28 protein-coding genes are annotated in these 26,383 nt (G+C 55.6%); 8 read left to right on the top strand and 20 right to left on the bottom strand.

The annotated features are described in order from the left end of the window. Positions 1-115 precede the first annotated feature (115 nt). Together IB237_RS11085 and IB237_RS11080 are read left to right on the top strand one after the other, a co-directional pair. Positions 116-898: an adenosylcobinamide-GDP ribazoletransferase gene (locus tag IB237_RS11085; RefSeq protein ID WP_192488668.1), complete on the top strand. Its 783-nt coding sequence runs from the start codon at positions 116-118 to the stop codon at positions 896-898. Positions 899-950: 52 nt separating this feature from the next. Beyond that, the gene (locus IB237_RS11080; protein WP_192488667.1) at positions 951-1,658 is read left to right on the top strand and encodes a TIGR02281 family clan AA aspartic protease; all 708 of its coding nucleotides are present in this window, start codon (positions 951-953) and stop codon (positions 1,656-1,658) included. A 17-nt stretch (positions 1,659-1,675) separates the two neighbouring features. Here IB237_RS11080 and IB237_RS11075 read toward each other — a convergent pair whose 3' ends face one another. The 5 genes from IB237_RS11075 to IB237_RS11055 form a co-directional block, all read right to left on the bottom strand. Next, entirely contained in the window at positions 1,676-2,437 is a 762-nt protein-coding gene (locus IB237_RS11075; RefSeq protein WP_192488666.1) for an ABC transporter permease, read from the bottom strand. Then, positions 2,434-3,360, bottom strand: coding sequence for an ABC transporter ATP-binding protein (locus IB237_RS11070; protein WP_192488883.1), 927 nt, complete (start codon positions 3,358-3,360; stop codon positions 2,434-2,436). Before IB237_RS11070 ends, IB237_RS11075 begins: the two co-directional genes overlap by 4 nt. Before the next feature lie 94 nt (positions 3,361-3,454). After that, complete coding sequence (locus tag IB237_RS11065) at positions 3,455-4,276, bottom strand: sulfite exporter TauE/SafE family protein (protein WP_192488665.1); 822 nt, start codon at positions 4,274-4,276, stop codon at positions 3,455-3,457. A gap of 335 nt (positions 4,277-4,611) precedes the next feature. Beyond that, positions 4,612-5,823, bottom strand: a complete 1,212-nt coding sequence (locus IB237_RS11060; protein WP_192488664.1) for an extensin family protein — start codon at positions 5,821-5,823, stop codon at positions 4,612-4,614. Between the two features lie 161 nt (positions 5,824-5,984). Continuing rightward, on the bottom strand, positions 5,985-7,799 hold the full coding sequence (locus tag IB237_RS11055) for a methyl-accepting chemotaxis protein (RefSeq protein ID WP_192488663.1): 1,815 nt from the start codon (positions 7,797-7,799) through the stop codon (positions 5,985-5,987). Positions 7,800-8,168: 369 nt separating this feature from the next. Between IB237_RS11055 and IB237_RS11050 the strand changes: the two genes are divergently transcribed. Together IB237_RS11050 and IB237_RS11045 are read left to right on the top strand one after the other, a co-directional pair. Then, positions 8,169-8,480, top strand: coding sequence for a DUF1883 domain-containing protein (locus IB237_RS11050; RefSeq protein ID WP_192488662.1), 312 nt, complete (start codon positions 8,169-8,171; stop codon positions 8,478-8,480). A gap of 325 nt (positions 8,481-8,805) precedes the next feature. Continuing rightward, positions 8,806-9,207, top strand: coding sequence for a lysozyme inhibitor LprI family protein (locus IB237_RS11045; RefSeq protein ID WP_192488661.1), 402 nt, complete (start codon positions 8,806-8,808; stop codon positions 9,205-9,207). A gap of 75 nt (positions 9,208-9,282) precedes the next feature. Here IB237_RS11045 and IB237_RS11040 read toward each other — a convergent pair whose 3' ends face one another. From IB237_RS11040 to ilvD, 4 genes are all read right to left on the bottom strand, one after another. After that, a complete protein-coding gene (locus IB237_RS11040) occupies positions 9,283-10,599 on the bottom strand; it encodes a replication-associated recombination protein A (RefSeq protein ID WP_192488660.1) in 1,317 nt (438 codons plus the stop codon). Between the two features lie 149 nt (positions 10,600-10,748). Next, positions 10,749-12,155 (bottom strand): DegQ family serine endoprotease, encoded by a 1,407-nt coding sequence (locus IB237_RS11035; protein WP_192488659.1) that lies wholly within the window; start codon positions 12,153-12,155, stop codon positions 10,749-10,751. Between the two features lie 109 nt (positions 12,156-12,264). After that, entirely contained in the window at positions 12,265-13,293 is a 1,029-nt protein-coding gene (locus IB237_RS11030; RefSeq protein ID WP_192488658.1) for a serine hydrolase, read from the bottom strand. A 184-nt stretch (positions 13,294-13,477) separates the two neighbouring features. After that, the gene (gene ilvD / locus IB237_RS11025; protein ID WP_192488657.1) at positions 13,478-15,313 is read right to left on the bottom strand and encodes a dihydroxy-acid dehydratase; all 1,836 of its coding nucleotides are present in this window, start codon (positions 15,311-15,313) and stop codon (positions 13,478-13,480) included. 310 nt (positions 15,314-15,623) lie between these two features. On the opposite strand from ilvD, the gene msrP reads away from it, so the two are divergent. Both msrP and msrQ read left to right on the top strand, forming a co-directional pair. Continuing rightward, positions 15,624-16,565 (top strand): protein-methionine-sulfoxide reductase catalytic subunit MsrP, encoded by a 942-nt coding sequence (gene msrP / locus IB237_RS11020; protein ID WP_192488656.1) that lies wholly within the window; start codon positions 15,624-15,626, stop codon positions 16,563-16,565. A 1-nt stretch (position 16,566) separates the two neighbouring features. Then, positions 16,567-17,226, top strand: a complete 660-nt coding sequence (msrQ, locus tag IB237_RS11015; protein ID WP_192488655.1) for a protein-methionine-sulfoxide reductase heme-binding subunit MsrQ — start codon at positions 16,567-16,569, stop codon at positions 17,224-17,226. Here the strand turns inward: msrQ and IB237_RS11010 are convergent. Next, on the bottom strand, positions 17,168-17,608 hold the full coding sequence (locus tag IB237_RS11010) for a DUF2809 domain-containing protein (protein ID WP_192488654.1): 441 nt from the start codon (positions 17,606-17,608) through the stop codon (positions 17,168-17,170). The genes msrQ and IB237_RS11010 overlap by 59 nt on opposite strands. Before the next feature lie 65 nt (positions 17,609-17,673). Between IB237_RS11010 and IB237_RS11005 the strand changes: the two genes are divergently transcribed. Both IB237_RS11005 and IB237_RS11000 read left to right on the top strand, forming a co-directional pair. Continuing rightward, a complete protein-coding gene (locus tag IB237_RS11005) occupies positions 17,674-18,546 on the top strand; it encodes a DUF817 domain-containing protein (RefSeq protein ID WP_192488653.1) in 873 nt (290 codons plus the stop codon). 66 nt (positions 18,547-18,612) lie between these two features. Beyond that, positions 18,613-19,428: a carbon-nitrogen hydrolase family protein gene (locus tag IB237_RS11000; protein WP_192488652.1), complete on the top strand. Its 816-nt coding sequence runs from the start codon at positions 18,613-18,615 to the stop codon at positions 19,426-19,428. Between the two features lie 151 nt (positions 19,429-19,579). Here the strand turns inward: IB237_RS11000 and rplQ are convergent, their stop codons facing one another. The 10 genes from rplQ to rplR form a co-directional block, all read right to left on the bottom strand. Further along, complete coding sequence (rplQ, locus tag IB237_RS10995; RefSeq protein WP_192488651.1) at positions 19,580-20,005, bottom strand: 50S ribosomal protein L17; 426 nt, start codon at positions 20,003-20,005, stop codon at positions 19,580-19,582. A gap of 121 nt (positions 20,006-20,126) precedes the next feature. Continuing rightward, positions 20,127-21,137, bottom strand: a complete 1,011-nt coding sequence (locus IB237_RS10990) for a DNA-directed RNA polymerase subunit alpha (RefSeq protein WP_192488650.1) — start codon at positions 21,135-21,137, stop codon at positions 20,127-20,129. A gap of 178 nt (positions 21,138-21,315) precedes the next feature. Beyond that, positions 21,316-21,705 carry a 30S ribosomal protein S11 gene (gene rpsK / locus IB237_RS10985; RefSeq protein ID WP_007766864.1) on the bottom strand — a complete coding sequence of 130 codons (390 nt, stop codon included), beginning with the start codon at positions 21,703-21,705 and terminating at the stop codon, positions 21,316-21,318. Positions 21,706-21,837: 132 nt separating this feature from the next. Continuing rightward, complete coding sequence (rpsM, locus tag IB237_RS10980) at positions 21,838-22,206, bottom strand: 30S ribosomal protein S13 (protein ID WP_192488649.1); 369 nt, start codon at positions 22,204-22,206, stop codon at positions 21,838-21,840. Positions 22,207-22,445: 239 nt separating this feature from the next. After that, positions 22,446-23,036, bottom strand: a complete 591-nt coding sequence (locus tag IB237_RS10975; protein ID WP_192488648.1) for an adenylate kinase — start codon at positions 23,034-23,036, stop codon at positions 22,446-22,448. Further along, positions 23,033-24,373 carry a preprotein translocase subunit SecY gene (gene secY, locus IB237_RS10970; protein ID WP_192488647.1) on the bottom strand — a complete coding sequence of 447 codons (1,341 nt, stop codon included), beginning with the start codon at positions 24,371-24,373 and terminating at the stop codon, positions 23,033-23,035. The genes IB237_RS10975 and secY overlap by 4 nt, the downstream gene beginning before the upstream one ends. Positions 24,374-24,610: 237 nt before the next feature. After that, positions 24,611-25,090 carry a 50S ribosomal protein L15 gene (gene rplO, locus IB237_RS10965; RefSeq protein ID WP_192488646.1) on the bottom strand — a complete coding sequence of 160 codons (480 nt, stop codon included), beginning with the start codon at positions 25,088-25,090 and terminating at the stop codon, positions 24,611-24,613. Between the two features lie 16 nt (positions 25,091-25,106). Then, positions 25,107-25,313, bottom strand: coding sequence for a 50S ribosomal protein L30 (rpmD, locus tag IB237_RS10960; RefSeq protein ID WP_192488645.1), 207 nt, complete (start codon positions 25,311-25,313; stop codon positions 25,107-25,109). 11 nt (positions 25,314-25,324) lie between these two features. Continuing rightward, positions 25,325-25,894 carry a 30S ribosomal protein S5 gene (gene rpsE, locus IB237_RS10955; RefSeq protein WP_192488644.1) on the bottom strand — a complete coding sequence of 190 codons (570 nt, stop codon included), beginning with the start codon at positions 25,892-25,894 and terminating at the stop codon, positions 25,325-25,327. A 119-nt stretch (positions 25,895-26,013) separates the two neighbouring features. Next, positions 26,014-26,376 carry a 50S ribosomal protein L18 gene (rplR, locus tag IB237_RS10950; protein ID WP_192488643.1) on the bottom strand — a complete coding sequence of 121 codons (363 nt, stop codon included), beginning with the start codon at positions 26,374-26,376 and terminating at the stop codon, positions 26,014-26,016. Positions 26,377-26,383 lie beyond the last annotated feature (7 nt).

Below are 26,383 nucleotides of genomic sequence, written 5' to 3'. Positions count from 1 at the left end.
GAAACTTGTAATTTTCCGGCAAATCAGTCTTTGTTGCCCCTCTCATAGTCGGGGAATGTTTCAGGAACAACCGGAAATCGCCCCTTTTGAATTCCGTCAGGACAGGAACTGCATCATGGACATCAACGCGTTCATAACCGATCTGGCAAGAGCCGTTGGTTTTCTCGGACGCTTTCCGGTGCCGCAGCACTTCTTTGAAGGTTACGACGGCAAGATGGTCCGCCTGTCTCGCACCTTCGCCTTTGCAGGTCTGCTGATTGCCCTGCCCGCCGCTCTCGTTTTGTTGATCTTGCTGTCGCTGGATGCCAGACCGCTTCTCGCCAGCATGATAACACTGACAGTTATGGTTTTTTCAACAGGCGCTCTGCATGAGGATGGTTTTGCCGATACAGCCGATGGTCTCGGCAGCGGCCGCACCGGCGACCGTATCATCGAGATCATGAAAGACAGCCGCCTTGGCACCTACGGTTCCGTTGCGCTGTTCTTTTCCTTTGGCCTGCGTGCGGCTGCACTGACGACACTTTGTGAAACGCTGACGCCCGTCAGTGCCGCTGCGGTCTTTCTGGGTGCTGAAGCGCTCAGCCGCGGCCTGATGGTTTGGCATTGGACGGCAACACCCTCTGCGCGCCAGCAAGGGCTTGCATCATCGGCCGGCCAGCCGGACAGCACTGCCCGCAACACCGCCGTCATTTCCGGCGTTATAATCGCCTCGGTTCTGGCACTGCCATTCTTCTCCATATTTGCACTTGCGCTGGCATTTGCTGCCGTGGCGCTTGCCATCACAATTTTTAATGGTTTCGTGGTGAAAAAGATCAACGGCCATACCGGTGACACCATTGGCGCGACACAACAAATCTCGGTGATTGTCTGGCTATGCACCCTTGCCCTGACGAGCTGAAACACAAATATTGTGAGTGAGCATTTATGGAATATGTGAAAGGCCGATTTGCATGAGCCGTTTGGTGGTTGTTCTCGTCGTACTGGGCATCGGTCTTGCACTGCTTATTCTCAACAATGACACCGGCCAAACCTTCGGAATTGAAAACGACCAGTTCGGCCGCCTGCTCTATTTGCTGCCGATAGCCGGACTTCTGTCGGTCGGCGTCCTCAATGCCAGCCGCGGCAACCTGCCGCTTGTACTGCGCCAGATCGCCATCTGGCTGGCCATCATACTCGCACTGGTATCGGGTTATCTTTACCGCGATGATTTCCGCCGTTTCGGCGAACGCCTGCTGGCCGGCCTGATGCCGGGCCGCGCCGTTGTGGTAACCACCAGCGAAGGCGGACAGGAAATCATTCTGCACAAATCAATGAATGGCCATTTTGAAGCCAACACGCAGGTCAACGGCATCGCGGTACATATGCTGGTTGATACCGGTGCAAGCTCGGTTGTGCTGTCAGCCAATGATGCTCGCAAGATTGGCTTGCACCCGGAAAATCTGAATTATACCGTCACCGTCATGACGGCGAATGGACGCACCACTGCCGCCCATGCCATGCTTTCGGAACTGTCCATCGGTCCGATTTCCCGCTCCAACATTCCGGCCCTTGTCGCAGGCGATGGTCAACTTGACCAAAGCCTGCTGGGCATGAGCTTCCTGTCTACCCTCGGCTCCCTGCAAATGCAGACCGATGAACTGCGGCTTAGGGACTGGTAAACCGCAGAAGCGGGTTGTCAGTTGCGCAGCTTGTAGCCGGTGTGGAAAATCCAGCCGACAACCGCAAGGCATGCCGACAGGAACAGCGTAATCATCACAAGGCTGATGATAGGGTTCACATCGGCAATCTCATAAAAACTCCAGCGGAAGCCGCTGATGAGATAAAGCACAGGATTGAAGTGGCTGACCGTCTGCCAGAATGGCGGCAGCATATCGATGGAATAGAAACTGCCACCGAGGAATGTCAGCGGTGGCACCACCAGCATCGGAATAAGGTTCAACTGTTCGAAGTTGGTGGCCCATATGCCAATGATAAAACCGAACAGGCTGAAACTGACCGCCGTCAGCACAAAGAACAGCACCATCATGCCCGGGTGGGCAATCGATATATCCACAAAGAATGATGCGGTGATCAGAATGATCGTACCGATCATCAACCCCTTGGTGGCCGCCGCCCCGACATAACCGAGCAGGATCTCCACCATCGACACCGGAGCCGAGAGGATCTCATAGACCGTGCCGGTGAATTTCGGGAAATAGATACCGAAGGAACCGTTGCCGATACACTGGGTCAACAGCGTCAGCATGATCAGTCCTGGCGTGATGAAGGCACCGTAGGAAACGCCACCAACCTCTTGAATCCGCGAACCGATCGCCGTTCCGAAAACAATGAAATAAAGCGATGTCGAGATGACGGGAGACACGACACTTTGCAGAAGCGTGCGGCGAGTACGCGCCATTTCAAACAGATAGATGGATTTGACCGCTTCAAAATTCATTTCGCGTCCTCCAAAAGTGCCACGAATATATCTTCCAGAGAGCTTTGCCGTGTTGAGATATCGCGAAACTGGATGTTTTCGGCCGACAGCATCGACAGCAGGCCGGCAATACGCCCCTGCTCGCCATTGCCGTCATATTCATAAGTCAGGCAGGAGCCATCGGCAGACAGCAGCAGATTGAACGAACCAAGACTGTCAGGAATGACTGTTATCGGCGTCGTCAGTTCAAGCGACAGCTGCTTGCGGCCAAGTTTGCGCATCAGGGCCGTCTTTTCTTCCACCAGCAACAACTCACCGCCATTGATGACGCCAACCCGGTCGGCAATTTCTTCGGCCTCTTCAATATAGTGCGTGGTCAAAATGATGGTAACGCCATTGGCACGCAGTTTTTCCACCACCCGCCACATGTCACGACGCAGCGCCACGTCGACACCTGCCGTCGGTTCATCCAGGAACAGCACCTTGGGTTCATGCGCCAGCGCCTTGGCAATCAGGACTCGACGCTTCATGCCGCCGGACAGTTCACGCAGCATGTTGTTGCGTTTTTCCCAGAGCGACAGCGATTTTAGGATACTTTCGATCAGCTCCGGATTGCTTTTCTTGCCGTGCAAACCACGTGAGAAGCTGACCGTGTTCCACACCGTTTCAAACTGGTCGGTTGTCAGTTCTTGTGGCACGAGGCCAATCAGTTCGCGGGTCTTGCGAAACTCGCGCACCACGTCATGACCCGCCACCAGAACCTGGCCGTCGCCGGGGTTCACAAGGCCGCAAATAATGGAAATCAGCGTCGTTTTGCCGGCACCATTCGGCCCAAGCAGCGCCAGGATTTCACCTTCAATGATGTCGAGATTGACGCCCTTCAGCGCCTGAAACCCATTGGCATAGGTTTTCGTCAGGTTCCGGATCGAAACAATGGCATTCATGATGATTCTTTCGCAGGATAGATTGTCGATTGCCATATAGGGCTTCGTATCGCGCAAAACCACCCTGACACGAAATCATCGCATAGCGATCATCTCAACCATACACGCTGTAGAAAAACTGCGCCGCGACAACGACCAGAAACACGCCGAACGCGCGTTCCAGCTGCTTTTTGCTCAGCGCATGTGCCAGCCGCGCACCATAGGGTGCAACAATCAGCGTGATCGGGATCAGCAATGCCACCGCAATCCAGTTGATGTAACCGGTCGATAGCGGTGGCAAACCGGCAGCACCCCACCCCGCCCAGATGTAACCCGCAAGACCCGGCAGCGAAATCAGCACACCGACACCAGAAGACGTGGCAACTGCCTGATGGATGGAGCGACCATAAAGCGTCATGAAGGTGTTGTTGAGCACGCCGCCGCCAACCCCCATCAGGCCTGAGAGAATGCCGATTGATGTGCCGACCAGAAACTTGGCAGGATTTGGCGGCAGGTCATTGCCCAGATGCCAGCTTGAGCGGTTGGCAATCATGCGGAAGGCCAGCACCAGCGCAATACAGGCAAAGATCAGCCGCAGCGCGACACTGGACGCATAGGCAGCGATCGCAGAGGCAATCAGCGTGCCGAGCGGCACCGCGATAATCCAGCCTTTCAACAGCGCGGTATCAACGGCACCTTTCTGCTTATGCGTCATGAATGAGCGAATGGATGTCGGAACGATGATGGCCAGCGACGTTCCAAGTGACAGATGCATGCGCACCGCCTCCGGCACATCCAGCAGGCCAAACACATGGTAAAACACCGGCACCAGAACCGCACCGCCGCCAATGCCGAACAAACCGGCCAGCAAACCGGCAACAACTCCTGCCGTGGCGAGGGCTGCGGCAAACATGGCAATCTCGGTGACAGGCGGCACGGCACTCTCCTGATATTTGGAATTTTGAAAAACGGGTTTTCAAGGAAACGGGGCAAGGACTGTCATCAATATGTGATGCTCTTACCGTATAGAACACCCGTCGCAAGCACACTGATCAGGCTTGCGGTACGACTACAAGGTTTCAGTACGAAAATATATTCGGTGGCGAATGTGTTTTGAATATCGTCACGGATTATTGGTTTTATCATTTCAGCGGCAGCGACACCCCGCGTCACTGCTTCATCATGATGCCGGCCTCAGCGCCGGCATTTTTTTATAACCTCGAAAGCATGTCGTTATCGCAAGATCGCAGCACACTTCTTTGCCACATTAAGTTAGTCGCAGTGGCGATAACCGGATTTGCGGGTGCGTAGATCAAAGTGGAAATGGTTCCAGTGGTCCTTGTCACTGCCAGGCCCAAGCACCGTCGAGAAATATTTGCAGCTGTCGCTGCGTACCGCTTTCAACAGACCCTTTTCGCGGAAGGCAAAGAAGCCCTTTTTGCGAACATCGATTTCCTTGCCGTTCTTCAACGTGATCGTGCCGATATCGATGGCATTGCCCTTGGCATGTTCAGACCACGGATTGCTAGCACGCGAATTCATCTTGCGGCAGGAATAACCGCCCATCGGCGTAATGCGCCCGACACCGGACATGTAGCGGAAACGCGACGACGGCACGAGTTCGAACTTCACCCATTTGGCAAAGGCAAGCGTCACCTGGCAATTGAGCTTGACCGCAGGTTTGATCGCCACACCGCTGGCGAGACCATTGAGCTCCAGCGGGTAATCGATACCGCAGGTTGGGCCGTCGGCAATACGAGCAACGTCACGGAACGATACACCCAGACGACGAAGCTCCGACCGGCAGGCCACTTCCGACTGCGGCATCATGCCGGGAGGTGCGGAAGAACGGTTTGACTGCGCCGGGTTTTGCGGCATCAACATCGCCACGTCCTGTACCGGCTGACCAGATGATTGCGGGCGTGGAGACGCGGCACGTGATGGCATGCCCCAGCCCGCAGGCAAAACGTTACCACTCGTCTGCACCGGATTGTCGGTGCCAATGCCATCCACAACCGGCTGGTTGGTCATGCCTTCGGCCAGCTGATTGTCACGAATCTGGTTTTGCTGTTCTTCAGCAAGGCCTGTAACCGGCTCGCCCCCCAGCATCGCGTCCATGTTGACGCCATCCTGTGACGTGCGCAGCACGCCAAGCGACCCATTGCCGGGATTTCCATTCGACGCAGAGGAGACACCCATGGCCTCATCGCTATCGATGCGCGGCAAAGGCTGCTGCGTTGGCGCCGACATCAACTGCGGCTCACGATACGTGCCGTCATTCATGTGCATGGCCGAACCGGAAGAGGCGACACCATTGGCGGGATAAGCCTGCCGCGCAGGTTCACGGGATGGCTGAATCGCACCGACACGAGTGGTGCCGTCAATCGACGCAGGCGGCACCAGGCCCTCTGCCGAGCAGGCCGTCAATACCGTCGATATCATGAGCAACGCCACTGGGCGGCGCGGAAGGGAAATAAACGCCATACGATGACCACTTCTGCGGCCGCACAATGCGGCAATCGCTAAAATATTAACGAAACGAGGTAAACGAAACCTTTCACCCCCGACCGTAAATCCACCCGGCATAATTTAGGACAAACAAAAAAGGCGGCAAAAGCCGCCTTTTTGCTGTTTCGAAACCAGTGTCAGGCGGCGCGCGACGTTGCGCCATAACGTTCCTGCTCCAGCACAAAACCTGATAGCAGCGAGCGTAGTTCACGGCTTTCATTGGCCAGCGTCTGGCTTGCAGCCGTGGTTTCCTCCACCATTGCCGCATTCTGCTGGGTCATCTGGTCCATGTGGTTGACGGACGTGTTGATCTCATGCAGGCCGGTTGCCTGTTCGCGGGCAGCAGTGGCAATGGTGTTGACATGTTCGTCTACCCGGTTGACCAGCTTGACAATCTCCACCAGCGCCTCACCGGTGGAACGCACCAGCGACACGCCGTTTTCAACTTCATTGGCAGAGCTGTTGATCAGCGTCTTGATTTCCTTGGCAGCGTTGGCGGAACGCTGCGCAAGTTCACGCACTTCCTGGGCCACCACGGCAAAACCACGACCGGCCTCACCGGCACGTGCGGCTTCGACACCGGCATTCAGCGCCAGCAGATTGGTCTGGAAGGCAATCTCATCGATAACGCTGATGATCTGGTTGATCTGGCGCGACGAGCCCTCGATGCGGCCCATGGCATCAACGGCATTGCGAACGATATCACCTGAGCGACCAGCACTCAGCTTGGTCTCACCCACCATGGTGCGCGCTTCATTGGCACGGTCCGATGCGGTGCGAACGGTGGCGGTGATTTCATCCAGTGCAGCAGCGGTTTCTTCCAGTGCGGCCGCCTGCTGTTCGGTACGACGAGACAGGTTACCCGTTGCCTCATTGATGTCGCTTGCGCTGTCACTGACCACGTGGCTGGTGCGCGAAATCGACGAAATGACCTGATGCAAGGCACTGGACGCCTTGTTGAAATCGGCGCGTAGCTTTGCATATTCGACACCGATATCGTCGACATGCACAGTCAGATCGCCATTAGAAAGACGCTCCAGCGCAGAACCGAGGGCGTCCATGGCATAGGCCTGTTTCTCCGACACCGAGCGCAGCGCCAGCTCATTGCCGTGCCGGGCCTCTTCTATCTGCTTTTGCTGGGCGACTTCGCGTTGCTGCAAGGCGCTGCGTTCATTGACGGAATCGCGCAGCACCAGCAAGGTCTTGGCCATGGAGCCAATTTCATTGGTACGATCCAGGAACGGTACATCAACAGCGCCATTGCCGTCAGCAATGCTTGTCATCACGTCACGCACGCGGGCGATTGGCCCGGTGACGCTGCGGACGATAAAATAGGCGCCAGCAATGATGGCGGCCGAGCCGATGACGCAGATGGCAATATAAAGCTGAGCTTCCTTCCAGAAGATCGCAGCAAGGTCATCAACGTAAACGCCGGTGCCGATAACCCAGCCCCATGGCGAAAAGCCGGCCACATGTGAGAACTTCTCGACAGGATCAGGCGAACCCGGCTTTGGCCAGTAATAGTCGACAAAGCCCTGCCCGCTGGCCTGAACAGTTTTAACGAATTCCACGAACAGGAACTTGCCATTCGGGTCCTTGTCACCGGTCAGGTTCTTGCCATTCATTTCCGGCTTGATGGGGTGCATGACCATGGTTGGCACCATGTCATTGATCCAGAAGTAACCGCTGCCCTTGCCGTAGCGCATGGTGGCAATCGTTGCTTTGGCCTGTTCCTGAGCGGCTTCGCGAGTCAAAGCGCCGCTTTGCTCCATTTTGTAGTATTGCTCAAGAATAGCGATAGCGGTGTGGTTCAAGGATTCAAGTCCTGCCTTCCGCTCCCGCTCCATTCCGCGGTAACTTTCAAACAGGCTAAATGTTAAAGCAGCCGCCAGCAGTGTAAGAAACAAAGCGACAAGCATATAAAAGCGCATGGATATCGTTGTGTTTTTCATATGTCGGACCACTTGAATATATTTCGATAGATAAAGTGATCATCCGGAAACATTTATTATGAATAAATTTAAATTAGACATAAGTAATGCGCCACGGTCAAACAAACGCAAAAATAAACACTACAGAATGCAAGCAACTGTAAATATTAATACCGCAATGCACAAAAATACAAATTATGACAGGTAATTTTTACCTACGTCAAAACCGGGTAATTAGCACTCTAAGCGATCAGTCATCCACGATTGGAGGCTTATTTCTGTGCCAGACCGGCACAAAAGCCCGGCCTGCCCTGTCATCTAAAGACCTCGTTAATGATCCGCGCTTACGATGATGGGACGTAACTATTGCAAGCAGACACGAGTAATAAAATGGCAAAGCCAAGCTTCCGCTTTACCCATTACGACCTGAAAGAACTTCGCGCGGGTTCGACAATTGAAGTGAGCCTCAACGGCGTCAACAATGTCCGGCTGATGACAGCTGTAAACTACCAGCGGTTTACTGAACTGCTTGATTTCAAGTATCTCGGCGGTGTCGCCAAGAAATCACCTGTTCGCATTGCCATTCCCGAAAGCGCGCACTGGCACCTGATCGTCGACATGGAAGGCCATGCCGCCCTGGCGGAATCCTCGGTAAAAATGCTGCCTGCCATACCCCAGCAGGTACAGCGCAAGGCTTCCTGATGATCTGCCTGCGGCTAAGTGATCTGCCCAGCACAAAAAGCTGCCGGAAGAGCCACTCTTCATAAATTTAGCCTGTCCGGACGTGTCGCGTCGAACGCACCATTTTCCGTTAATCACGCTGCTACTCCGGTGGCGCTGGGTGGGACGTAGGATAAAGCGCATCTTGGAGGCCGGTTTTAGTGACGTAACACCTCACTCACCACTCGCCAGATGTCCATGTGCAGCAAGCTTCACGGGATGACAACCATCACCATCACAAGGCATTGCGGCGCGTACAAAAGCCTCTATTCTGCAACGTGAAACGCTAAGACATCGGGAGGTCGGCATGAAATTTATTCTGGCAGCCGCATATATCGGTGTGATCGTCACACCTGCCTACGCGGATCAAAATTGTGGCGACCTGACGGATCAGACGGCGATGAATGTGTGCGCACAGAAAGCCTTCGAAAAGTCAGATGGAGAGCTCAACAAACTCTACAAGCAGATACAAACCAGGCTGAAGGATGATGCGGACACGACAAAGCTGCTCGTGGCAGCACAGCGCGCCTGGATTGCTTTTCGAGATGGCGAATGCAGCTTCTCAAGCTCCATGGTCGCACAGGGAACTGTCTATCCATTCGTTCGGAATTCATGTCTGGACGGACTGACGCAAAATCGGATCAAAGACCTCAACGGCTATCTGTCATGCGAAGAAGGCGACATGAGTTGCCCAGTCCCGGCCAAATAAGTCAAACCGGGCGATAGCACTATTCAAACGACATGCGTCGTGAGTGACATTATCGGTAAAGGCCCGGTTTGAGCATTATTCAGGCTTCTGACTTTTGCGCCTGCTCCAGAACTGCACCCGCTTTAAAAGCTCTCGTTCAAAGCCGCGTTCATTCGGCTGATAAAACTCAAGATTTTGATCGCTCAGTTCTGCCGGAAAGAATGACTGGCCGCTAAAGGCATCCGGGTAGTCATGGTCGTATTTATACCCCTCATGATACCCCAGCTCCTTCATCAGCTTAGTCGGGGCATTGAGGATGTTTTTGGGCGGAGGCACAGACCCGGTCTGCCGGGCAAGCGCCGTTGCCGCATCAAAGGCACGGTACGCGGCATTGGATTTGGGAGCCGTGGCCACATAAACGATAGCTTGTGCCATGAACAGCCGTGCTTCGGGCCATCCGATACGCTCAAAGGCTTCCCATGCGGTAATCACCTGCTGCAACGCTTGCGGATCCGCCAGACCTACATCTTCAGACGCCGCACAGGCCAGCCGTCGGAACAGCACATTCGGGTCCTCACCACCCTCGATCATGCGTGCCGCCCAATAGAGCGCCGCATTCACATCGCTGCCACGCAGGCTTTTATGGAAGCAGCTCAACAGATTGTAGTGACCGTCATTGGCCTTGTCGTAGAGCGGCATTCTCTTTTGCAGAAGGGAAGCCAGATCGCTGCGCGACAGCGTTTGGCCGGCACCGGCCCGCAAAACCTCTTCGACCATACCGATGAAATAACGGCCGTCGCCATCAGCCAGATCAAAAAGGCTTTCCTTGGCCTCCTCATCAAGCGGCAGCGGTTTGCCGATATGCGCTTCGGCCCGTTCGAGCAGACGCGACAACGCCTCCTTACCCAGCGGGTTGAGGGTGAAGACACGGGCACGCGACAGCAACGCGCCCACAAGGCTAAAACTTGGGTTTTCTGTGGTGGCACCCACAAGAATGATCAGGCCGCTCTCAACATGCGGCAACAGCGCGTCCTGTGTTGAGCGATTGAAGCGGTGAAGCTCATCAATGAACAGAATGGTTTGCCGACCGAGCGTGCGTTCTTTCTTGGCTTCCTCGAACACCTTGCGCAGGTCGGCAACACCAGACATGACAGCAGACAGCTGCACGAACTGCGCCTGCGCATCGGCGGCAACAATTCTGGCGATGGTGGTTTTACCAACGCCGGGAGGCCCCCACAAAATGAAGGATGACAGCACACCTGACTTGGCCATGCGGCCAATCGGGCCGTCATCTGCCAACAGGTGATCCTGCCCGACAACTTCTGAAAGCGTGTTCGGACGCAAGGCTTCTGCAAGCGGTCGTGGCATTTCCCGATCAAAAAGCGACACCCGCACCTCCGAAACTGCGTTCATAAGGACGGCGGCCGAAGCCGCCAGTTATTCAACAACAGATTATCATCTCAAGCCCCATCGGGGCAAAATCCCCTCTCCGCTTGGCCGGATGTATCCGGGCGGTGACGTCAGTAAATTCGTCACCGTTCATAAGCGGAGAGGCATTTCATTTACCGCAGGAACTGCCGGATACGCTGGCCATCGCGCATGATTTCAACGCGCCAGAAACCGGGGTTCTGATCCATCGCGTCGGCAAGCGTCTTGGTGGAGGTAATGTCATTGCCGTTGATGACAAGCACAACATCCTTTGGACGGAAACCGACGCGGGACGCCGGCGAACCGCGGGCCACATCCGTCACCACCACACCGGTCGTCTGGGTTGGCATGCGCAGCTCATCCGCCAGCTTGGGCGAAAGATTGGCAATCTTTGCGCCAGCAAACGGATTGCGGCCTTCAATGATACGCTCATCGCGCGGCTTGGTTTCCGGTGCGGTATCAAGCGCGATTTCAATCTCGCGGCTCTTGCCCTTGTCGATAACGGTCAGCTTGGCAGACTTGCCGATGCCAGCCGTCGTCAGGCGATAACCCAGAGCGTCAGGATGTTCGACAGCAATACCATCGACCGCAATCACCACCTGCCCCGGCTCAATGCCGGCCTTTTCTGCCGGGCCATCCTTCACCACGCCGACCACCAGCGCACCACGGGCACGGTCGAGACCAAGCGCCTCGGCCACATCTGATGTTACCGGATCAAAGGTCGCGCCGACATAAGGACGCTGGAAGCTCTCGTCGCCCTTTTCAGCAGACGCCAGGAATACCCGCACGAGGTTGGCCGGAATGGCAAAACCGATACCGTTGGAACCGCCACCACGCGAGAAGATCGCGGTGTTGATGCCGATCAGTTCGCCATTCATGTTCATCAGCGCACCACCGGAGTTACCCGGGTTGATCGAGGCATCCGTCTGGATGAAGAAACCGAAATCGCCCTGTACGACCTGATTGCGCGCCAGGGCCGAAACGATACCGCTGGTCACCGTCTGTCCGACGCCAAACGGGTTACCGATGGCCAGAACCAGATCACCCACCTCAACCGCATCCGAATTACCAAGTGACAAGGCCGGGAACTGTTCTTTCGAATCGATCTTCAACACTGCCAGATCAAGGCGATCGTCCTTCAGGAGGATCTTAGAGGCAAATTCGCGACCATCGGCCAGCGCAACCTTGATTTCGTCCGCACCTTCAATGACGTGGTTGTTGGTCACGACAAGGCCGTTCGCCGCAAGGATCACGCCCGAACCAAGCGACGACTGCTTTTCACTGCGGTTTGGCAATTGCTGGCCAAAAAACTGTTCAAAGAATGGGTCGCCGGCAAAGGGCGAAGCCCGCCGCTGCACCATGCGCTCTGCATAGACATTCACCACCGCGCCTGCGGTCTGCTTGACCAGCGGAGCAAAGGAAAGCTGCATTTGCGTATGACTGGATGGCACCGTCTTGGTGTCTTGCGCATGAAGTGTGGCGGGAGCCAGCATAATAAGCGCAGTTGCCGTCAGACAGGCGCGTTTGAACATACGGTCCATTTGATTCCCTTGATGCTGTTTCAAACTGGTTTTAATGCCTGAAATTAAAAACGAAAATAGGCGGAAACATGGAAAATAAGGCAGGCGCGAACAGCGTGATTTTCACACGCTACACGGCCTGAATGATACTTTCCATAAGACCGTGCAACTGGTCGCGATAGCCGGTTCTGGCAGATGGCGCATCCTCGCGCGAGGTCATGACGACACTGAGCTTTCGTGACGGTACGATGTATAACATCTGCCCACCAAAACCCCAGGCATAGATTGTCTTTTCACCCGCCATATCGCGCATGAACCAGCAGTAACCGTAGCCATCGCCATTGAACACGGAATTGGTCCGCTGCGTCCAGGACTGGTCGATCCAGCCTTGCGAAACCAGCCTGTCACCGGATGGTGTCACGCCACCATTGCGGTACAGTTCACCGAAGGCCAGCAGCGAACGCGCCGTCATCGCCATCTGGTTTCCACCGAGATAGATGCCCTGGGGATCGCGGTCCCAGGCGCCGATCCTGAAATCATCAAGCGGCCGGAACCACTCTCGCGCCAGCGCCAGCGTGTTCTTACCCGAGGCCTTGGTCAAAATGGCAGACAGAAGATGCGTGGACCCGGTGGAGTACAACATGCCACCGCCGGGTTCACCGTCGAACCCGGACCCAAGTGCAGTTCTTACCCAGTTGCGGCTGGCAACCCACCGGCCGTAATTGGGGCCAGACATACGCGCCAGACCGGACTGCATGGACAGCAGATTGCCAATCGTCACCCGCTCCAGCCTTGGATCGGGGTTTTGTGGAAACTCGCTGCGCAACACACTGGCAATCGGCTGATCGGCACTTTCCAGCACCTTGCGATCAATCGCCATGCCGACCAACGCCGAGACGACAGATTTGGACGCCGACTTGATGTTAACAGAACCGTTTAGGGCGTTGCCGTTATAGGCACGTTCGGCCACCCGTCTTCCATCAACGCTGACAAGAACGGTTTTTAGTGTCGCAAGCTCCTGTGCCTGCCGAAGGACAGGGTCCAGACGCGACGAAGTGGCTGGACTGGCCAAGGCGGAAGCCGCCCCAGAGGACTGTGCCCGCACACTGTGAGCCAATGGGAGGGATGCGATCAATGCAAGAGCGGTTCTTCTTTTCATGGACTTTATCTATGTTGCGAAAATCGCTGTAAAAGAGGCACCACAGCATGTCACTCAAACGTGACAGGATATTTTATCGCATCACACTGCAATATCGCATGATGTCCACGTCCCTGCACTACATGAAAAACGCCGCTCCGGACTGTCCAGAGCGGCGTTTAAAACTTAACGAAGGAACCAGATTTTATTCCGGCAGAATGCGCACGGCACCCTTGTCGGCGCTAGATGCGAAGGCGGCATAGGCCTTCAGCGCCGTGGTGACATTGCGCTTGCGCGGTGCGGCCGGCTTCCAGCCCAGCTTGTCCTGCTCGGCGCGACGTTCTGCCAGTTCCGACTCCGAGATCACCAGATTGATGGTGCGGCCCGGAATATCGATGGCGATGGTGTCGCCCTGACGCACCAACCCAATTGCACCACCCTGGCCGGCTTCTGGCGAAGCATGGCCAATGGACAGGCCGGAGGTGCCACCGGAGAAGCGACCATCGGTGATCAGCGCGCAGGCCTTTCCGAGGCCCTTGGACTTCAGGTAGCTGGTTGGATAGAGCATTTCCTGCATGCCAGGACCGCCCTTTGGACCTTCGTAACGGATGACAACAACGTCGCCAGCCTTGACTTCATTGTTGAGAATGCCCTTTACCGCAGCATCCTGGCTTTCGAACACAACGGCCGGACCGGTGAATTTCAGGATGGATTCATCCACACCGGCGGTTTTGACGATGCAGCCTTTCAGCGCAATGTTACCGAACAGAACGGCCAGACCGCCATCCTTGGAGAATGGATGCTCGACATTGCGGATGATGCCGGTTTCGCCATCGGTATCCAGCTCATCCCAACGCGACGACTGGCTGAAAGCCACCTGTGTCGGAACGCCACCGGGAGCCGCCTTGAAGAACTGTCGAACGGTTTCGCTGTTGGTTCGGGTAATATCCCAACGGTCGATTGCGTCGCCCAGCGTTGCCTCATGGACGGTCGGGCAATCACGGTTGATCAGACCACCACGGTCCAGCTCACCGAGAATACGCATGATGCCGCCAGCGCGGTGAACGTCTTCCATGTGTACGTCCTGCTTGGCAGGCGCGACCTTGGACAGGCAAGGAACCTTGCGCGAGAGACGGTCAATGTCTTCCATAGTGAAATCGACGCCGCCTTCATAGGCAGCTGCCAGAATGTGCAGAACCGTATTGGTGGAACCACCCATGGCAATGTCCAGGGACATGGCGTTTTCAAACGCCTGCTTGCTGGCAATGGTGCGCGGCAGAACGGATGTATCGTCCTGCTCGTAATAACGGCGGGTGATGTCAACGATCAGATGACCGGCCTCAACGAACAGGCGCTTGCGGTCGGAGTGCGTGGCAAGTGTCGAGCCGTTACCGGGCAGTGACAGGCCAAGAGCCTCGGTCAGACAGTTCATGGAGTTGGCCGTGAACATGCCGGAGCACGAACCGCATGTCGGACAGGCGGCACGTTCGATCGCGCTGACTTCTTCATCCGAGATCTTGTCATCCGCTGCAGCAACCATGGCGTCGACCAGATCAAGCGCAACGGTCTTGCCGTGTAGAACGACCTTGCCCGCTTCCATCGGACCGCCGGACACAAACACAACAGGAATGTTGAGGCGCATGGCGGCATTCAACATGCCGGGGGTGATCTTGTCGCAGTTGGAAATGCAAACCATCGCGTCGGCACAGTGTGCATTGACCATGTATTCAACGGAATCAGCAATGATTTCGCGCGATGGCAGCGAATACAGCATGCCATCGTGGCCCATGGCGATACCGTCATCCACGGCAATGGTGTTGAATTCCTTGGCAACACCGCCAGCCGCTTCGATTTCGCGCGCCACGAGCTGGCCGAGATCCTTCAGGTGTACGTGACCCGGTACGAACTGCGTAAATGAATTGACCACGGCAATGATTGGCTTGCCGAAATCGCCGTCCTTCATTCCGGTCGCGCGCCACAGGCCGCGAGCACCGGCCATGTTACGGCCATGGGTTGTCGTTCTGGAACGGTAAGCAGGCATGGTGTTTTCCTCGATCTTCAAGCCTTGCGGGAAGCAAAACGCATAAGGAAGCGCAAAACTGCCCGACTTTTTGATAGTTCTCTAGCGCATCTCCACCGATGTGTCACTGTCACCTTTGCCAAATACAGTACGGTTCGGTACGGTACGCATATTTCTTTGGATCAAGGAGTTCCGCCTCAATCACGAATACGCGATGTACGCCCATTCGACCTATTTTTTCCATCGGCCGTGAAACATATCTTGTTTATGCAACGTAGTAGGCATCATAACATGAAATGATGCCGGCGGGCTCGGCGCGGAGGAGATTAAAATGGCTGTTTACCGTCCACCCCATATTGCTGCACGTGATGTTACTCCGCGTGACGCCTACATGAACCGCCGCAAGTTTATGGGCGCTGCCGCAGGTCTTGCTTTCGCCGGAGGTGCCGCAGGCAGTGCCTTTGCCGCTCCCCTCACCGCAAAACCCGGCCCCTACAAGATCGATGAACAAGTAACACCGCTGGATGCCATCACCAGCTACAACAATTTCTATGAATTCGGCGTCGGCAAATCCGACCCGAAGGACAACTCCCAGCATTTCAAGCCGACGCCTTGGACGGTGAAAGTCGATGGTCTGGTTGGCAAGCCCAAGGAATTCGGCCTCGAAGAACTGATGAAACTTCAGCTGGAAGAGCGCACCTACCGCATGCGCTGTGTCGAGGGCTGGTCGATGGTGATTCCGTGGATCGGTTTTCAACTCTCCGCCTTGCTGGATAAGGTCGAGCCGCTGGGCAGCGCCAAATATGTCTCGTTTGAAACGGTCGTGCGGCCAGAAGAAATGCCGGGCCAGACCGGACTTTTCCAACCGCTGAAATGGCCCTATGTCGAAGGCTTGCGCCTTGATGAGGCCCGCCATCCGCTGACAATCCTTGCCGTTGGCCTCTACGGTGAAACCCTGCAAAACCAGAATGGTGCGCCCATTCGTCTGGTCGTGCCGTGGAAATACGGCTTCAAGGGCATCAAATCCATCGTGCGCATATCACTGACGGAAACTCAGCCGGAAACGACCTGGAAAAATTCCAATGCCCGCGAATATGGTTTCTATTCCAACGTCAATCCAAACGTCGACCACCCCCGCTGGAGCCAGGCGAGCGAACAGCGCATTGGTGAAGGTGGCTTCTTTGGCACGCAGAACCGCCCAACCCTGATGTTCAACGGATATGACGACGTCGCCAGCCTCTATAGCGGCATGGACCTCAAGGCGAATTATTGACATGGCTGCCAAGCTGCCCATTCCCGCACTTCCACGCCGTTTCCATGCGGCCAGCATCTGGTTGCTCTACATCATCGGCCTTTGTCCGGCCGCCTGGTATTTCTACCTGGGTGCGAGCGGCCAACTTGGCCCCAACCCCGTCAAGGATTTCGAACACCTGCTTGGCATCTGGGCGCTGCGCTTTCTGATTGCCACCCTGGCCATCACCCCGTTGCGTGACTTTACAGGCATCAACTGGATACGTTACCGGCGCGCCCTCGGCCTTCTGGCGTTCTATTATGTCGTCATGCATTTTGCCACTTACATGCTGCTCGACAAACGGCTGGACATGCTGTCGATCTTTGCTGACATCGCGCGCAGGCCCTACATCACCATCGGCATGGCCTGTCTTGTGTTGCTAATTCCCCTGGCAGTGACATCCAACAATCTGTCGATCCGAAAGCTCGGCAAAAACTGGATCAGGCTGCACAAGCTTGTCTATCTGATCATCCTGGGTGGCGCCCTGCACTACTCGATGGCCGTCAAGTCCATCACGCTGGGGCCTTTCATCCACATGGCGCTGCCGGTTCTGCTGGTTGCCTACCGGCTGATGCGACCAAGGATCATGGCATGGAAGAAACGTAGCACCGTTGCCACCAGCCAGAAAGCCGTACGGCAATAAATGCGGCCGCCACTATACCGGTGATGTAACAGGCAATATTCCACAGCGAGAATACCCGCCCCAGCAACAAAGTGCCGACCGCAGTATCGCGGAAGGCATCAAGCGCCGGAAAGTGAACAAGGCGGACCAACTCCACCGCGATTGCCACACCAACGGCAATCAGCGTCCTCTGGCGCAGCGGATGATGGGCAAGCAATGTGGCAATCAGCAGATAGACCATGGAGCCCCACAGGATCGAGCCGCCATATTTCACCACAGCAAAGGGCAGACCAACGGCGTAACCAAATTTGCGCAACGCCAGCCCGAGAATGATCACCAGACAGGCGCCCGAAAAATGCCCTACACGCACTGAATAAAACCGTGAAAACGGCGGCAAGGCCATGTCGATTCCCTCAAGGGTTGCTATAGCTTCTGAACGAAAAGATTGGCCGCAAACGGAAACAGCCTATGAGCACAGACACAACATGGACCGGTGGCCGGCTTTCCGCCTTTGATGGTTATCTCTGCGATACCCATCCTTGGGGCGAACTTAAAGGCATAAAACGATTTATCGTCGAGTTTTTATATTTCGGCATCAAGGAGGCACGCGCCTGCCTGTTTGCTGGCCTGTTTTTCCTGTCGATTTTTCTGGTGCCGAGAGACGGCCTGTTTGGCCTGCCACGTTATGACGTGCTGCTGGTCATCGCGCTTGCCATCCAGTTTTTCATGATCTGGAGCAAGCTCGAAACGCTGGATGAAGCAAAGGCCATCTTCCTGTTCCACATTGTTGGTTTTGCTCTGGAAGTTTTCAAGACATCTGGCAGCATCCAGTCTTGGTCCTATCCGGATTTTGCCTATAGCAAGCTGTTTGGCGTGCCGCTGTTTTCCGGTTTCATGTACGCCGCCGTCGGCAGTTACATCATTCAGGCCTGGCGCCTGTTTGATATCCGCATCCGCCACCACCCCAGCTACTGGATGGCGACGCTCATCGGCATTGCGATCTACGCCAACTTCTTCACCCACCATTATATTGGTGATTACAGGTGGTATATCGCGGCCTGTGCGCTCGGCCTTTACGCCCGCGCCACCGTCGTCTACCGCCCCTATGACCGTGACCGCCGCATGCCACTGCTTCTGGCCTTTGTGCTAATCGGCTTTTTTGTCTGGCTGGCGGAAAACATCTCAACCTTTTTCGGCATATGGGCCTACCCCAACCAGCTTGGCGCTTGGTCCATGGTGCATCTTGGCAAATGGAGTTCCTGGTCACTGCTTGTCATCATGACCTTCACCATCGTTTCGCATCTCAAGCACATCAAGAGCCGCATTTCCGTACCGGATTAGTTTATGTCTCCGCAAGGAGACTTCTTGTTTCGAACGACCAAAGCAAAAACGAGACGGATGTCGCCCATGAAGATTGCCGCAGCCCAGAGCATCATAACCTCTGACATCCGCGAAAATGGTCGCACCATCCGTGAGCTGATCGTACAGGCAGCGACGCAAGGCGCCCGCCTCGTCAACTTCTGTGAAGGAGCATTGTCAGGTTACGCCAAGGCGCAAATCAGCTCACCCGAGAGCTGGCTAGATCTCGATTGGACCACGCATGACGCCGAGCTTGCGGCGATTGCCGAGACCTGCAAACGCCACAACATCTTTGCTGTGATCGGCTCCGCCCATGCCCTGCCCGCACCACCGCCGCCATGTAACAGCCAGTATATAATCAGCGACACTGGAGACCTCACCGGTCGCTACGACAAACGTTTTCTCTCAAACACCGAACTGTCAGGCTGGTACACGCCGGGCATCCATCCTGTGACGTTCGAGGTCGATGGTTACCACTTCGGCTGCCTGACCTGCATCGAGGTCCAGTTCCCGGAATTATGGATGGAGTACGAGCGCCTCGGCGTCGACGTGATCCTGTTCTCCTCTTACGGCATCAGAAGCTTCTTCCAGATTGCGCTGCGCGCCCATGCCGGTTTCAACTGCCTGTGGATCAGTGGTGCGACCCCAGCGCAGACCGCCCATGAAGGCCCGGCCGGCATTATCGGCCCTCACGGCAAGGTCATTGCCCATTGCGCGGCAGAGCAGCGCAGTCAGCTGGCCTTTGCAACGTTGGACCGTAATGATCCACTCTTTGATGAGGCCCTGCACAAGGCAAAGCCATGGCGTCGTCTGGCGCGACAGGGCGATATCTACCGGGACAAACGGATCAAGTCTGAGGGCTGAAACTCACTGGCCTGCAGGATAGCGCTCCGCCTGCGGGAAACTCTTCCAGAGAGACAACGCCCAGACAAAAAATACAACAGCCGAACACAAAAAAGTCCGGGTGATTGCTCACCCGGACTTTTATCAGTTTGACGTTTTAACGCGTCAGAACTTATGCAGCTTCTGCAGCTTCTGCTTCAGCAGCTACGCGAGCCTTGTCAGCAGCGCCCTTGGCATTAACATCGCGTTCAACGAATTCAATAACTGCGAGAGCAGCATTGTCGCCCTGACGGAAGCCAGCCTTCATGATGCGCAGGTAGCCGCCGTTACGGTTTGCGTAACGAGCTGCGATTGCGTCGAACAGCTTGCGAACAGCGTCCTGATCCTTGATCTGCGAGAGAGCCTGACGACGAGCGTGCAGGTCGCCGCGCTTGCCGAGGGTTACCAGCTTCTCAACGATCGGGCGAATTTCTTTCGCCTTTGGCAGAGTGGTTACGATCTGCTCATGCGTGATGAGCGAAGCAGCCATGTTGGCAAACATTGCCTTGCGGTGGCTGGCAGTTCTATTGAGCTTGCGGCCTGAATTTCCGTGGCGCATTGCTATTCTCCTTTAATGCAGGTTCCTGATCTTCAGGCCTGCCGTTTCCTGGCACATGCAGACGACCTGTCTGCTGTTTGACGGGGAAAGGCAGTCTTTAAAGGGCCTGCCTCTGTCTGTATTAGTATTGGTCTTCGTAACGCTTTGCGAGATCTTCGATGTTCTCTGGTGGCCATGCCGGTACTTCCATACCGAGGTGCAGACCCATGGAAGCGAGAACTTCCTTGATTTCGTTCAGCGACTTGCGACCAAAGTTCGGAGTACGAAGCATTTCGGCTTCGGTCTTCTGGATCAGGTCGCCAATGTAGACGATGTTGTCGTTCTTCAGGCAGTTTGCCGAACGAACGGAAAGCTCCAGTTCGTCGACCTTCTTGAGAAGAGCCGGGTTGAACGCCAGTTCTGCAACGGATTCTTCTTCGGCTTCCTTCTGCGGTTCGTCGAAGTTGACGAATACGCCGAGCTGGTCCTGGAGAATACGAGCAGCAAAAGCAACTGCATCTTCACCGGAAACAGAGCCGTTAGTCTCGATGGACATAATCAGCTTGTCATAGTCGAGAACCTGACCTTCACGGGTGTTTTCCACCTTGTAGGACACTTTCTTGACCGGGGAGTAGAGGCTGTCCACGGGAATGAGGCCAATCGGGGCATCTTCCGCGCGGTTACGCTCTGCCGGTACATAACCCTTGCCGTTGTTGACGGTGAATTCCATGCGGATTTCAGCGCCTTCGTCGAGGGTGCAGATAACGTGTTCCGGGTTCAGGATTTCAATGTCGCCAACTGTCTGGATATCACCAGCAGTAACGGCACCTGGGCCCTGCTTACGCACAACCATGCGCTTGGAGTCGTCACCATCCATCTTGATGGCGATTTCCTTGATGTTCAGCACGATATCCGTCACGTCTTCCCGAACGCCGGGAATGGAGGAGAACTCGTGCAGAACGCCGTCAATCTGCACGGCCGTCACAGCAGCACCACGCAGAGAAGACAGCAAAACGCGGCGAAGCGCGTTACCAAGCGTAAGACCGAAACCACGCTCCAGAGGCTCGGCAACAAGCGTTGCCTTCGTGCGGCTCGAAGACGTGAACTCGACCTTGTTCGGCTTGATGAGTTCCTGCCAATTCTTCTGAATCATGTTTAAACCTTCCGTTCGCCGCCACCATCCAATCGTGGCGGTCCGAGCATGAACACTGAGAGGAACCGGGGTTCATCAGCGGGTTTGTCGCATAAAAGCCGGAAGACCGGAAGTTATGCGGTAAAACGCGAAAATTCCGCCTGACCAGAGGAAAGGCGGAACCACGAAGCAGCCTGCGTTAGACGCGGCGCTTCTTGCGCGGACGGCAACCGTTGTGCGGGATCGGCGTCACATCGCGGATAGAGGTAATCATGAAACCAGCAGCCTGCAGAGCGCGAAGAGCGGATTCACGACCAGAACCTGGACCGCAAACTTCGACTTCAAGCGACTTCATGCCGTGTTCCTGAGCCTTCTTGGCGCAGTCTTCAGCAGCGATCTGGGCGGCAAACGGCGTAGACTTACGCGAACCCTTGAAACCCTTTGCACCAGCAGACGACCAGGCAATTGCGTTGCCCTGTGCGTCAGTGATGGTGATCATGGTGTTGTTGAACGTGGAGTTTACGTGAGCAACACCAGAGGTGATGTTTTTACGTTCGCGACGCCGAACGCGTGTGGCTTCCTTTGCCATAGTATCCCTTTCATTGATCTCTTCACCGCCGTAACACCAGCGGCTACACCGGCGCCGAGCCGTTCAAGGCCCTTCGCCAAATTCAAAGAGGCCGGCGCGTGCACCAGCCTCCCCACCCCGGTTTCCCGGAAATTACTTCTTCTTACCTGCGATCGCCTTCGCTGGACCCTTACGGGTACGAGCGTTGGTGTGCGTGCGCTGACCGCGGACCGGAAGGCCACGACGGTGACGCAGACCACGGTAGCAGCCGAGGTCCATCAGACGCTTGATGTTCATCGAGGTATCGCGGCGAAGATCGCCTTCTACCTGATAATCACGGTCGATGGTTTCGCGGATCTGAAGAACTTCAGCATCCGTCAGCTGATGAACGCGCTTTTCAGCCGGCAAGCCGACCTTGTCCATGATTTCCTGCGCGAATTTTGGACCAATCCCGTGAATGTAGGTCAGCGCGATAACAACGCGCTTCGCAGTCGGGATGTTGACGCCAGCGATACGTGCCACGTCTATTCTCCTTGCGTTCCAGTTGCCATCCGGCAAGTGGTGCTTCCATTAGAGCGGTAACAAGACCGCCAGTTCAAATTAATATCCGCCGCAAGCCGAAACGACTGCACCCGGATCTCCCTTGGGAAATCCGCGCCAGTCGCTGGATTGTCGCGAGTTGGCGCGGTGTTTAGCGGAATCAGCGCGAAAAAGCAACCGGCTCCGCCAAGATTCTTTAGCGATCCAGAAGAACGCAAAACTCAGGCAGATGCTTTCTCAAGCACGTGCTCTATCTCTGCAGTCACAGAATCGACGCCTGCCATTCCATCAAGCGTTACCAACTGTCCCTGTTCGCTGTAATATTGCGACAGGGGAGCCGTCTTTTCATGGTATTCAACCATGCGCTTGCGGAAAGTTTCCGGATTATCATCAGGACGAACCTTACCACCGGCAGCAATGGTTTCTGCTACGCGGTTTTCGATTCGGCGAATCAGGGCTTCCTCATCCACTTTCAACTCGATGACAGCATCAAGTCTCAGGTTCTTCGCCTGCATGTTCTCTGCCAAAGCCTTGGCTTGAGGAACAGTGCGCGGATAACCGTCGAGGATGAAGCCCTTCGCACAGTCAGGCTCCACGATACGGTCCGACACGATCTGGTTGACGATATCGTCAGACACCAGACCACCGGCATCCATAACAGCCTTTGCACGTATGCCGACTTCAGTACCGGCGCTCACAGCCGCTCTCAACATGTCCCCCGTTGAAAGCTGCGGAATACCGTATTTGTCCGTCAAACGCTTGGCTTGGGTTCCCTTACCAGCACCTGGTGGTCCCAGAAATATCAGTCTCATCGTCCCCTCTTTCCTCCACGCAATTTAGATTTCTTGATCAGCCCTTCATACTGCTGGGCGATCAGGTGTCCCTGGATCTGGGCAACAGTATCTAGGGTTACACTGACAACGATCAAAAGCGAAGTACCACCAAGGGCTAATGGGATACCTGTCCGAGCAATAAGTGTCTCAGGAAGGATACACACGAACACGAGATAAACGGCGCCGATGACGGTGATGCGTGTCAGAACGTGGTCAATATACTCGGCTGTGCGTTCACCTGGGCGAATGCCCGGAATGAAGCCGCCGTGCTTTTTCAGATTGTCAGCCGTATCCTTCGGATTGAAAACAATCGCGGTGTAGAAGAATGCGAAGAAGGCAATCAGCAGACCATAAAACAGCATGAACAATGGCTGACCGTGCTGCAGCGACGCAATGATCGTTGTCGCCCAGTTCGGCAGATTGCCGTTACCGGCAAAACCGGCAGCAGTCGCTGGCAAAAGCAGCAGCGAGGAAGCGAAGATCGCAGGGATAACACCGGCAGTGTTCAGCTTCAGTGGCAGGTGCGATGTATCGCCCTGGAACATGCGGTTGCCAACCTGACGCTTCGGATACTGGATCAGAAGACGACGCTGTGCACGTTCCACGAACACGATCAGCGCAATAACGCCAATAGCCACCACGACCACAGCCAGGATAAGCGGTGTGGACAGAGCGCCTGTACGGCCCAGTTCCAGCGTACCGGCAAGAGCTGTCGGCAGACCGGCAGCAATACCGGCAAAAATGATCAGGGAAATACCGTTACCGATACCACGCGAGGTGATCTGTTCACCCAGCCACATCAGGAACATTGTACCGCCGAGCAGCGTAATGACGGTAGAAATGCGGAAGAACCAGCCGGGATCGATCACAAGCCCGCTGCCGCTTTCCAGACCAACGGCAATACCGTAGGCCTGCAGGGTGCCGAGCAGCACAGTGCCGTAACGGGTATACTGGTTGATGATCTTGCGACCAGCCTCCCCTTCTTTCTTCAGCGCTTCAAGCGACGGCACAACGGACGTCATAAGCTGCACGATGATCGAAGCAGAGATGTAAGGCATGATGCCGAGCGCGAAAATCGCCATGCGCTCTACAGCGCCGCCCGCAAACATGTTGAAAAGACCCAGGATACCGCCCGCTTGACCGCGGAATGCCTGTGCATAGGCCTCTGGGTTGAGACCCGGAAGCGGAATATGCGTACCAAGACGGTATACGAGAAGTGCTGCGAGGGTGAACCACAATCTCTTTTTCAGATCTTCCGCTTTCGCGAAAGTTGAAAAATTCAGGTTTGAGGCCAGTTGTTCCGCTGCTGAAGCCATAAAATTCTCCGCGCGACCCTTGCCAGCAGCCCGAAACCGGCAGTTCCGGAAAAGGTCAAAAAGATACTGGTTCAAAAACCGGGCTTCGGACGGACGCGGACGAACCGCAATCTTGCCTCACCCCTGTTTCCATGTGTCCCGGTCACAAACATTACGTTCGTCGTCGGGACTGTGAGGCTCTCATAAGGGAGCGCGAACGCCCGGAGTGAACCACTCCGGGCGTTCGTAGTCTATATATTACTCAGCAGCTTCAGCTGCAACAACCAGAAGCTTGATAGAGCTGCCAGCTTTTTCGATCTTTTCAACAGCAGCCTTGGAGGCGCCGGCTACTTCAATCGTTACCTTGGTGGTCAGTTCGCCACCGGACAGAACGCGAACGCCGTCCTTTTCGCGGCGAATGACGCCAGCAGCCTTCAGAGCAGCCGAATCGATCGTTGCCTTAGGGTCGAGCTTCTTGGCATCGATTGCAGTCTGGATACGGCCGAGCGAAACGGTTGCGTATTCAGAAGCGAAGATGTTGGTGAAGCCGCGCTTTGGCAGGCGACGGTAGATAGGCATCTGACCGCCTTCGAAGCCGTTGATAGCAACGCCCGAACGAGCCTTCTGACCCTTAACACCACGACCACCGGTCTTGCCCTTGCCGGAACCGATACCGCGACCTACGCGGATACGATCCTTGGAAGAACCTTCGTTGTCTTTAATTTCATTGAGTTTCATGATGACTTCCCCGGTCTTACTTCTCGTCTACGACGCGAACGAGATGCTGGACAGCACGGATCATGCCACGAACCGATGGAGTATCTTCCAGGGTACGCTGACGGTGCATCTTGTTGAGACCCAGGCCGATCAGCGTCTGACGCTGTACTGCCGGGCGGCGATTGGCACTGGCGATCTGTTCGACCGTAACAGTCTTCTTGGATTCAGTAGCATTCTTGGCCATGATCCAGCTCCTTATTCTTCAGCAGCGTTGCCGGAAGCGGCGCGGCGTGCCTGAAGAGTTGCATACTTGAGACCACGCTGTGCAGCGACGTCCTTCGGATGAACCTGGTGCTTCAGAGCGTCGAAAGTTGCGCGAACCATGTTGTACGGGTTCGAAGAACCTGTCGACTTGGCGACGACGTCGTGAACGCCGAGCGTTTCGAAAACAGCGCGCATTGGACCACCGGCGATGATACCAGTACCAGCCTTTGCAGAGCGCAGCAGAACCTTGCCAGCGCCGTGACGGCCGTTAACATCGTGGTGCAGCGTGCGGCCATCGCGAAGCGGAACGAAGATCAGATCGCGCTTTGCGCTTTCAGTTGCCTTGCGGATAGCTTCTGGAACTTCACGAGCCTTGCCGTGACCGAAACCAACGCGACCCTTCTGGTCGCCAACAACAACGAGAGCAGCGAAGCCGAAACGACGGCCACCCTTAACAACCTTTGCAACGCGGTTGATTGCAACCAGCTTGTCAACGAATTCGCTATCGCGCTCTTCGCGGTTCTGGCGATCGTCGCGAGAACCTCTTTTATCCTGTGCCATTGTCCTTTTCCTTTTTCTTTTGCGGGTAGAACGGCAAACGAGAGAAGGACCACCGGCTCCATTTCTGGAACCCGCATGGTCCGGTGAAAACCGCCCGGACGGATCCGGGCGGAAGCTTTTTAGAAGTTCAGACCGCTTTCGCGTGCTGCATCTGCCAGGGCCTTAACGCGGCCGTGATAGATGAATGCGCCACGATCGAATACAACATCCTTGACGCCAGCCTTGCCGGCGCGCTCTGCAACCAGCTTGCCAACAACGGCAGCTGCTGCAACGTCTGCACCAGTCTTCAGCGACTTGCGCAGATCTGCTTCGAGTGTCGAGGCAGACGCAAGCGTCGTGCCGGCAACATCATCGATGACCTGTGCATAGATGTTCTTCGACGAGCGATGAACCGACAGGCGCGGGCGACCGTTAGCAACCGCCTTGATCTGGCGGCGTACACGGTTCGCACGGCGTGAAAGTGCTTCTTTCCTGCTAGCCATTTCGCGA

It is taken from the genome of Agrobacterium sp. AGB01 (assembly GCF_014851585.1).
In the GTDB taxonomy this organism is placed as follows: domain Bacteria; phylum Pseudomonadota; class Alphaproteobacteria; order Rhizobiales; family Rhizobiaceae; genus Agrobacterium.
This window is presented reverse-complemented; position numbering and strand designations above follow the sequence as displayed.